Raw genomic sequence first — 9731 nt, 5'->3', positions numbered from 1 at the left:
ATTATAGCGCTGCGCGCAGGCAACAGGCAACAGGCAACAGGCAACAGGCAACAGGCAACAGGCAACAGGGAGAATAAAAAACTATTTGCGCAGCATCTCCGTTGGAATAATATAAAACTTTTAGCTATTGGACAGTTTCTGCAATTTGTAAATAAGCCAGCGCACATTGCTATATTTAACGAAGTCAGAAGTCAGTAGGGGCGAATGGCCATTCGCCCCTACTGAAGTTAGAAGTTATTATTGACATCCTCCCGACGTTGCGCTTACGTGACAACGCGGGATTCCTAAACCTCGCGACTCATGACTTTCTGCTTCTATGCACCTGCCTCCGAGGCCAAACCTCTTTCTGGTCTTACGGTCGCTCCACAGACTGAAACTGCTAGCCCAGCAGCCTAATTAGGGTTTGCTGATTAAATATAAAAGTCTTTACTGATATTGGTTTTAGGCTTTTTAGGTAGTGAAAAAGTACCCCTGTTTTCCCCTAAGAATGCTCAAAAATTGAGTATTTGGGTAAGAATTGGGTAGACTTGGGCCTGGGATAATTTTTCCTTTGTATGTCTTCTACAACCCCTGATTCCTCTTGACTCTTCACTACTCCCTACTCCCTACTCCCTACTCCCTCTCTTAGCAAAAAGACTTTTTCAGCAAGCCCTAATTATATTTTATTTAGGATAGCATACCCTTGTAAGAACCGCTCTTATTGATTGGTTTTTCCTCCGGAATGCTACGCAAACATCCCGACGCTCCCCTAATAGCTGCCGCTAGGCTCCGCCAACGGGAGAGCGCCAGTCTTCAACCAACGTTGAGATGAATTTTGCACAATAATATTGATTGACAAATGTAGTGCTTTGTGTATGTAGAAGCCCCCTGGAATTGGTAAAATATTTGTTGTTTCTACAGCTTAGTTAGTCTTTGAAAGCTGGCTTCTAACCCATAAGTATGAAAATTGTTCTTGAGAATATTCACAAAAACTATGGTAAGCGTACTATAGTTAGTCGAGTTAATCTATTCATTGCCCAAGGAGAAATTGTTGGCCTCCTTGGTCCTAATGGTGCAGGTAAAACCACTACATTCTATATCGCTACAGGTATAGAAAAACCTTCTCTTGGCACTGTCTTTTTAAATGATTTAGATATTACAACTCTACCAATTCACAAGAGAGCAAAACTGGGTATTGGCTATCTAGCACAAGAACCAAGCATTTTTCGTAACCTTAGTGTTAGAGATAATATTCTCCTAGTCTTGGAACAAACAAAAATTCCTCGTCGCCAGTGGAAAAAGTTCTTAGATTCACTATTGTATGAGTTTCGCTTAGAAAAAGTTGCTTCTACTTTAGGTTCACAAGTTTCTGGTGGAGAACGAAGACGAACAGAACTAGCAAGAGCTTTGGCCTCTAGCAAAGATGGACTAAAATTTTTGTTTTTAGATGAACCATTTGCTGGAGTAGATCCTATTGCCGTTTCTGAAATTCAAAAGATTGTTGCCAAATTAAGAGAACGAAAAATGGGTATTCTGATTACTGACCATAATGTTAGAGAAACTCTAGAAATTACCGATCGAGCCTATATTATGCGCGATGGACAAATCTTGGCATCTGGAACAGCAGAAGAACTTTATAATAATCCATTAGTACGTCAGTATTATTTGGGTGATAAATTTAGGTTTTAAATTACGAGGACTTACGCAAAGACACTACATAAGGACATCGGTGCGTTACGCTACCTACCAATAGCGTTCATGCGTAAGTCCTATTACAAAGGAAGAAGGAAGAAGGAAGAGGGAAGAAGGCTTATAGCAGTTTTCATTTGTCCTAACCTTATAATTAAAAAGAGCCGAGTAATTTTTTTGCTCATTAGCAGCCCAGTTAATGTTAATTAGAGTTTGCTGATTAAATCTCAAAACATTTACTGATATAAGTTTTAGCCTTTTTAGGTCTAAAAAAGTGCGCAAGTTTTCAGTCTAAAATACTCAAAAAGGAGCGCATTTTGGGAGGATTATGGCAGAACAATCAAGGTACTATTCTTCTGACTATTTCTTCTATAATTCCTATTCCTCCTGACTTCACCGATTCACCGATTCTGGCTCCTACCCTTACCAAAAAACTTTATGAGCGCAAACCCTAATTATTCTTATGTTTATAGCAGTCGAAACAAAGGTTAGGACATTTACAAAGGCTTAAACTCAGTGAGGGATTACTTTTAACTTTTGACTTTTGACTTTTGCCTTGCGCGGAGCGCTATACTTCTCCGTGTACGGACGTTGCATGCAACGTCCCTACCTACTCCCTCACTCCCACTCCCAACAATTCTAACCGGAAATGATATTACACCGCCGTGCCAACAACAAAGTTAAATCATCATCAGTTCTACCAGTTACTTTAGGCGATCGCAAAAATTCCTCCAATTGTTTAGTTGCTTCTTGTTCGTCAGTAACTACAGTCATAAATTTAAACAATGGTGCAAAAAACGGAAAATGAGGCAACCCCCTTGGCATCTTCAAAGCCAGCATTTGTAACCCATCTGAAAAAATTGCCAAATGAACTGGTTTTCCCTGCCAAATCTTGACTTGAGCAGCTTCCACACCTTGATCTGAAATCAAAAAAGTTGTCTCATTAATATATTCTCCACTTTGAGGAGCAGTCAGCGGAAAAATATTTTCTTCACCATCTCCCACTACAGCAGCACCATCTCCCACTTGAGCAGCAATGGCAAACTCTGGTGTCGCTACCACCAAAATTAAAGTTGCAGCAAACTCCCGTGCCTCAACTTTCTTCACTTGAGATTCAGCCAAAACTGCTGTCCTCGCAGCTCTCAAAGCTTCAATTAATTTATACTGCCAATCAACATTATTATCTTTAGACAACGAATGTTGTTGAGAAATAGTTTCTACTGCAGCACTAACAGCAATTTTTGCCCCTACTTCCCCAAAATTGGATGAACCAGCACCATCAGCAACTGCTGCAACTAAAATACCTCCCGGCAAAATCTCCCAATGATTTGCATCCTGACATGGTTGTCCACGTTTTTTGTGACTTGTACCTGCCACTGACGCCGATACCACTTGCCAATGACTTTGTTCTTCTGTTGACATAACCTAATTTTTGATAACTTTCTTTCATTTGTGCAAGATATTTAGGTGTTGTAATATCTACATTTAAGCACCAATTGCTCTCAAACCTTTTTCTATAATTAATTTGCTATCAGCGCTTCAGCTTTGATCAAAATAATTGGGAATAATACCCCGCCTTTTAAGGCGAAATGTTTTTGGAGATTTGCTCAAACCCCACAAAAACAACTTCTGACTTCTGAGTTAAAAAGCTGAGGAAGAGCTGAAAGCTGAATGCTGAAGGCTGAAGTGCTTCTTTAAAGAGCATTGGATAATTGCGGGATGATTTTGTCACCAAAGCAGAAACCATAATCCCCGCGTCCCCGTGTCTCCGTGTCTCCGCGTCCCCGCGTCCCCGTGTCTCCATGTCCCCGTGTCAGCCGAAATCATCCCAGTATTCAGCAACGCTCTTCATACTGCTCCCCATCCAGGAGGAGGCAGCGCCACTTGTTCGTCAACTTTAGAGTGGGAAACCTGCTGCATACTGGCAGATAACCAAATAAACATTTCCCGAAAGTCAAGTCCCCTGAGTTTTAGTGGTGTTCTGAGTACAATTTCTCCAAGCTTATCCATATTCGCTCCTTCTACTCCCACTGCGAAAAAAGCAACGTGCTTATTATCTTCTTCTTGTCTGATGCGGTCTGCTGCTTCCTTTACTACTTTTTCTGATTCACCTTGAGGTTCGCCATCCGTAATCAAAAAAATCCAAGGTCGATAGTAAGTTATGCCATTATTCCGATATTCTAACTTCCGAGCTGCAATCATATCCAGCGCTTTATTAATAGCTGTGCCCATATAAGTTTGTCCTTGGGCTGTTAATACCGGGTTTTCAAATTGGTCTGCAGTGATAAACTCTTGCACAATTTTTACTTGGTTATCAAAGGCAATAATTGCCACCTCTACTCGTTTTTTGGCTAAGTCATCGGTAATTAAATTATTTCTAAAAGTTTCTAACCCGTCATTTAAAGCTTGAATAGGTGTACCTGTCATTGATGCTGAGGTATCTAATAGTAGGACACAAGGACAGCGGGGTTCAGGATTTTCTGCAAATTCTACTGCTTCATCAAGTCTCATAGTAGTTTTTTGGCCTTATATTATTAGCAATCTATATTTTGACATCTCTAGGGGTTAAAACACCTTACCGTTGGCACTATCGCGGGCGGTGAGTTGCTTAAATTAGAGACTATTTCCATGAACCTCTTGGTTCTTCTTTTGTCTCCTAAGTCTGTTCTTCTAGCTCTTCTAATATCTATTTTTCCATATTTGTGATTTTAAAAGGCCAGAGGCGATTCTAGCAACAACTCACACTTGGCTCTTTTTGTCAAGTTTTATCTTAAGTCAAAGATGTTTATAGAACCCATTTGGAATATTAGCTAATGTTGGGTTTTTAGGCCAAGAAGTGAGGATATTGATATTTAATTACTATAGATAGATATCTCCAACAATCAAAAATCAAATCAATTATTGCACTGTTATTCATCAATTCTTTCCCCCTACTCTGTACGGACGTTGCATGCAACGTCCCTACTACTCCCTATGCGTGGAAGAGATGTTTAATAGATCCGTTTAGGGGTTCTATAAAGCACCGCCTTTAAAAGAAGGGGATTGACTTCCAGGAGGGGAGATCGAGAAATATTTGGTAATGGTTGAAGATGGAATATTTTTTTATACTTAATTAAACGGATTTGATATAACTTCTATCCTTGATCAATTAGAATTTTCCTGTAGAATGCTGCATAAACAACATAGCTTTCTTCTGCCTTCTGTCTTCTTCAATACTTCTTCCCTCTTCCCTCTTCCCTCTTCCCTCTTGCTTATAATAACAAATGTAAAGTTTTACAAATAAAGGCCAAATATGCAAAATATGAGTTTAGAGCAAATATCTGTCCAACTAGATAGTGAAAATTCTCGCGATCGCCTCCTTGCCCTTGCCTACCTAAGAGAAGTATCTGCTACTGAGGCAGTACCTTTAATTAAAAAAGTATTGAATGACCCAAATTTACCAGTACGCTCCATGGCAGTATTTGCCCTGGGTGTAAAGCAAACAGAGGAATGCTACTCAATTTTAGTAGAATTGTTAGAAAAAGATGCAGATTATGGAATTCGTGCTGATGCTGCAGGGGCATTAGGTTATCTAGAAGATATTAGAGCTTTTGAACCCTTAGCAAGAGCATTTTATGAGGATACCAGTTGGTTAGTACGTTTCAGTGCCGCAGTTTCTCTAGGAAACCTGAAAGATCCTCGTGCCCATGATTTATTGATAGAAGCTTTAGATAATCAGGAGATGGTGATCCAACAAGCAGCGATCGCCGCTTTAGGAGAAATTGGAGACTTAGAAGCAGTGGAGGATATTCTCAAATTTGCTCTTTCAGAAGATTGGTTAATTCGCCAACGTTTAGCAGAAGCTTTAGGAAATATGCCTACTCCTAAGAGTATATCTGCCTTGAAATATTTAGAAAAAGATAGCCATTCTCAAGTATCTCAAGCAGCAAGTATATCTCTGGGCAGAATAAGTAAGAAGGAATAAGGAAGAAGGAAGGACTAAAAAATCTAACGTTGTATGAGTTTTAAGCTATAGAAATAGTAGTCACTTACAAAATCATTTTTCGTAATTTTTAGCCGTGAAAATATATTCCCTATTACTATTTGAAGAAGGAAGGAGGAAGGAGAAAAATCTAGTGTTGTCTGAGTTTTAAGCTATAGAAATAACAGTCACTTACAAAATCATTTTTAGTAATCTTTAGCCGTGAAAATCTATTCCCTACTATCAATACTCTGTAGGGATGTTCCATGAAATGTCCCTACAGTTTTCTACCGAAATGAAAACTGCTGTAAGTGTTCCCTACTATGAGCAAAAAGTTTATATATTTATCTTTTCACCAAATGTCTAAATCAATATGATTAAATTTAATCTCAACCAAAATTACTATCGTAGATTAGCAATTTTAATAACAATAATTGTGACATTTGTACTTAGTGCTTGTCAGCCAGAGCCATCAAATTATCAATCTCGTATTGTTGTACCTACGCCTAGTGATGCCTCTACTTTTAACTATCCATTAAATCAATCAGCATATAATGTTTTTGGCTATCTATATGAGGGTTTAATTATTGAAAATGGTATCACAGGAGAATTAGAGCCAGGGTTAGCTGAATCGTGGAAAATTTCTGATGATGGACAAATAATAGTTATTACTTTAAAAGAAGGGTTGAAGTGGTCAGATGGAGAACCTTTAACTGCTGATGATGTAGTTTTTTCTTATAATGAAATATACCTCAACGATAAAATTCCTACTAGTTTTAAAGACATTCTGAGAATAGGCCAAAGTGGAGCTTTACCAACAGTAAAGAAAATCGATAATCGCCGTATAGAATTTTCCACACCAGAACCTTTTGCCCCTTTTATTAGATATGCCGGAGGATTACGTATTCTACCTCTTCATGCTTTAAAAGAATCAGTTAGGACTACTAACTCTAAAGGAGAATTAAACTATCTCACAAAATGGGGAACTGATACCCCAGTCAAAGAAATTATTTGTAATGGGATGTATCGCCTCAAAAGTTATACAGCAAATCAGCGCATTATTTTAGAAAAAAATCCATTTTATTGGCGAAAAGATAAGCAAGAAAATAATTTACCTTATATTGAAAATATTGCCTGGCAAGTCATCGAAAATACAGACAATCAACTCTTAAATTTTCGTTCTGGCGAACTAGATACAATTGGGGTAGAACCAGAAATGTTTCCTCTATTAAAACGAGAAGAAAATCGCGGTCAGTATACTATTTATAATGGTGGTCCCACATCTTCTTCTAGCTTTATTTCTTTTAATTTGAATCAGGCAAAGAATGCTCAAGGTCAACCATTTGTAAAACCCTTTAAATCTCGATGGTTTAATAATAAAGCTTTTCGGCAAGCGATCGCCTATGCAATTAATAGGGAAGCAATGACAAATAATATATACCGTGGATTAGGTGCGCCCCAATATTCACCAATTCCGGTCACCAGTCCTTTTTATTTATCTCCAGAAGAAGGCTTAAAAGTTTACAATTATAACCCAGAAAAAGCCAAAGAACTTTTACTGAGTGCTGGCTTTAAATATAATCAAAATGGTGAATTATTAGACAGTGAAGATAATAGAGTAGAATTTAATTTATTATCAAGTGCTGGTCGGAAAGTTAGAGAACAAATGGCAACACAAATCAATCAAGATTTAGCCAAAATAGGTATTAAAGTAAATATGCAGTTTCTCAGTTTTAATACTTATGTAGAAAGACTATCTTTATCCAGAGATTGGGAAGCTTATCTAGGAGGTTTTATCGGAGGAGGTATTGAGCCTCATGGTGGTTATAATATTTGGTCTGTTAATGGTAGATTACACACTTTTAATCAAGGACCTCAACCTGGGGAAGACAACGTAAAAGGTTGGAAAATTAATGACTGGGAACAAGAAATAGACGATCTTTATGTTAGAGCATCTCAAGAATTAGATGAAGAAAAACGAAAAGAAATTTATGGTCAAGCACAGCAAATTATTGCTGAAGAATTACCTTTTATATATATGGTTAGTCCTCTAGAATTTGAAGCTATAAGAAATCGGATTAAAGGAATTAAATATACTGAACTTTCCGGAGGTTTTTGGAACTTATATGAACTGCAAATTTCTGAGTAAAGAGGGAAGAAGGAAGAAGGAGGAAAGAACAATCTTCTGTTGTTTTAGTTTTAAACTTTTGATTTTTCCGCACCCTTTCCTTCGACTGCTTATAGATAATAATTGCTTTAATTTTTGACTGATAACTGATAACTGAAATGACTTTTGGATATGTTTAATATATCAATGATTAATTTATAGTACTTGGCAAAACGATTAGGTAAAATGCTCAAAGTAATAAGTCAGTCTAGTAGTAGACTGTTTCATCTTAAATGTTGCAATAGATATAGGTTGGGTTGAGGGACGTTAGCGCCAGCTTATCCATAGGATAAACCCAACAACAATCTTTCTCCCCTACGAGGGCTGTTTCATTCTAAATTTTTGCGTTTCTCTCAAAGCCTGATGGGGAGACAGTCAGAGGCAGTTCTACTTCTTTGGATGAAAAGTCCACTTTTAATCATAAATTAAAAGCCTCTATCCCCGTGTCTCCCTGTCTCCGCGTCCCCGTGTCTATCAAGAATGAAGCAGCTCTACTCCCCTAATCCCTACTCCCTACTCCCTTATTTAATTCTAATGAAATCAGAAGATTTAAAGCAGTTATTAACAGCAATTTCTACAGGAGATATAACTCCAGATTCAGCTTTAGAAAAGCTCAAAAATTTTGACTTTGAAAATGTCGAAAATTTTGCCAAAATTGACCACCATAGAAATATCAGAACAGGTTTTCCTGAAGTTATCTGGGGACCAGGAAAAACACCAGAACAAATTGTGAAAATCATGGAGGTAATGAGGAAAAATAATCCTGTAGTAATGGCAACAAGAATTGAACCAGAAATTTATGAAGAGCTACAGGACAAAATTCCTGGTCTTTATTATTATCGAGATGCAAAAATATGTGCAATTATCTCTGATTTTCCTACTCCAAAACATCAAGGTATAATTACAATTGTCAGTGCTGGTACTGCTGATTTAAAAGTAGGAGAAGAAGCAGCAGTTACAGCTACTCTTTGTGGTTTTTTTGTAAAGCGGCTTTGGGATGTAGGAGTAGCAGGAATACATCGTTTATTAAGCAATAAACATTTAATTGCAGAAGCAGATGTACTAATTGTAGCAGCAGGAATGGAAGGTGCTTTGCCTAGTGTAGTTGCAGGTTTAGCAGATTGTCCTGTTATTGCAGTACCTACAAGTGTAGGTTATGGAGCTAATTTTGATGGTTTAGCTCCACTATTAACAATGTTAAATTCTTGTGCTCCAGGAATAGGTGTTGTTAATATTGATAATGGTTTTGGAGCAGCTATTTTAGCAGGGCAAATTATTAGGACAGGAGAGAAATTAGCTATTGAAGAAGGAAGAAGGAAGAAGGAAGAAGGAAGAAGAAAGAAGGAAGAAGTGGATGGGGAATCAAATTTCAAGTAATTATAAACACCGTGTAGAAGGCGGAGTGTTAGAGGTTGTCTGAGAAGTCTCATTTGCTAAATTACTCGCCCCCTAAATCCCCCAATTTTGGGGGACTTTTACTAGCTAATAGATTCTTGTTACCCCCAGAATTGGGGGGCTAGGGGGGCAAAATTCAGTACTAAACAACTTTTTTGCTAAATTACTCGCCCCCTAAATCCCCCAATTTTGGGGGACTTTTACTAGCTAATAGATTCTTGTTACCCCCAGAATTGGGGGGCTAGGGGGGCAAAATTCAGTACTAAACAACTTTTCAGATATCCTCTTAAACCCAAAATAAAATGATAAAAAATTTAGGTAATTAATAATTGCTGAAACGGCTTAAAAATTGATATCTTAGGAGGAGTCAGGAAAGAAGAAGAAGGAGTTTTAAGTTACAATTTCAAATTCGGTTGAATAGTTATTGCATAGCTGGGGATGGGGAATGATAACTGATAACTGATAACTGAAATAACTCCTGAGCTATGCTAAATCAAATAAAAGAATTTCTGCATCTGACTTAGCTGTAATATAAACATC

At 37.7% G+C, this 9731-nt stretch carries 8 protein-coding genes; 5 read left to right on the top strand and 3 right to left on the bottom strand.

Annotated elements, in window-relative coordinates:
• On the top strand, positions 1-198 hold a 198-nt coding region (locus AC3DU7_RS16075), incomplete at its 5' end, for a hypothetical protein (protein ID WP_488040336.1).
• 741 nt (positions 199-939) lie between these two features.
• On the top strand, positions 940-1668 hold the full coding sequence (gene lptB, locus AC3DU7_RS16070) for an LPS export ABC transporter ATP-binding protein (RefSeq protein ID WP_488040335.1): 729 nt from the start codon (positions 940-942) through the stop codon (positions 1666-1668).
• Positions 1669-2307: 639 nt separating this feature from the next.
• Here lptB and AC3DU7_RS16065 read toward each other — a convergent pair.
• The 3 genes from AC3DU7_RS16065 to AC3DU7_RS16055 all read right to left on the bottom strand — a co-directional run bounded on the left by AC3DU7_RS16065 (position 2308) and on the right by AC3DU7_RS16055 (position 4352).
• Positions 2308-3090 carry a PP2C family serine/threonine-protein phosphatase gene (locus AC3DU7_RS16065; RefSeq protein WP_488040334.1) on the bottom strand — a complete coding sequence of 261 codons (783 nt, stop codon included), beginning with the start codon at positions 3088-3090 and terminating at the stop codon, positions 2308-2310.
• 426 nt (positions 3091-3516) lie between these two features.
• Entirely contained in the window at positions 3517-4179 is a 663-nt protein-coding gene (locus tag AC3DU7_RS16060) for a vWA domain-containing protein (protein WP_488040333.1), read from the bottom strand.
• 47 nt (positions 4180-4226) lie between these two features.
• Entirely contained in the window at positions 4227-4352 is a 126-nt protein-coding gene (locus AC3DU7_RS16055) for an IS4/Tn5 family transposase DNA-binding protein (RefSeq protein ID WP_488040337.1), read from the bottom strand.
• 608 nt (positions 4353-4960) lie between these two features.
• Between AC3DU7_RS16055 and AC3DU7_RS16050 the strand changes: the two genes are divergently transcribed.
• The 3 genes from AC3DU7_RS16050 (at position 4961) to larB (ending at position 9173) form a co-directional block, all read left to right on the top strand.
• On the top strand, positions 4961-5632 hold the full coding sequence (locus tag AC3DU7_RS16050) for a HEAT repeat domain-containing protein (protein WP_488040332.1): 672 nt from the start codon (positions 4961-4963) through the stop codon (positions 5630-5632).
• A gap of 370 nt (positions 5633-6002) precedes the next feature.
• Complete coding sequence (locus AC3DU7_RS16045; protein ID WP_488040331.1) at positions 6003-7778, top strand: ABC transporter substrate-binding protein; 1776 nt, start codon at positions 6003-6005, stop codon at positions 7776-7778.
• 552 nt (positions 7779-8330) lie between these two features.
• The gene (gene larB / locus AC3DU7_RS16040; protein ID WP_488040330.1) at positions 8331-9173 is read left to right on the top strand and encodes a nickel pincer cofactor biosynthesis protein LarB; all 843 of its coding nucleotides are present in this window, start codon (positions 8331-8333) and stop codon (positions 9171-9173) included.
• Positions 9174-9731: the final 558 nt, after the last annotated feature.

This window comes from Okeania sp. (genome assembly GCF_983059655.1).
The sequence above is the reverse complement of the archived record's forward strand: the minus strand, read 5'-3'. Positions and strand labels throughout refer to the sequence as shown.

Excerpts from the sequence above, each read along its gene's own strand:
- AC3DU7_RS16060 (WP_488040333.1), bottom strand. The coding sequence starts at position 4,179 with ATGAGACTTGATGAAGCAGTAGAATTTGCAGAAAATCCTGAACCCCGC.
- larB (WP_488040330.1), top strand. The coding sequence starts at position 8,331 with ATGAAATCAGAAGATTTAAAGCAGTTATTAACAGCAATTTCTACAGGA.
- lptB (WP_488040335.1), top strand. The coding sequence starts at position 940 with ATGAAAATTGTTCTTGAGAATATTCACAAAAACTATGGTAAGCGTACT.
- AC3DU7_RS16065 (WP_488040334.1), bottom strand. The coding sequence starts at position 3,090 with ATGTCAACAGAAGAACAAAGTCATTGGCAAGTGGTATCGGCGTCAGTG.
- AC3DU7_RS16045 (WP_488040331.1), top strand. The coding sequence starts at position 6,003 with ATGATTAAATTTAATCTCAACCAAAATTACTATCGTAGATTAGCAATT.
- AC3DU7_RS16050 (WP_488040332.1), top strand. The coding sequence starts at position 4,961 with ATGCAAAATATGAGTTTAGAGCAAATATCTGTCCAACTAGATAGTGAA.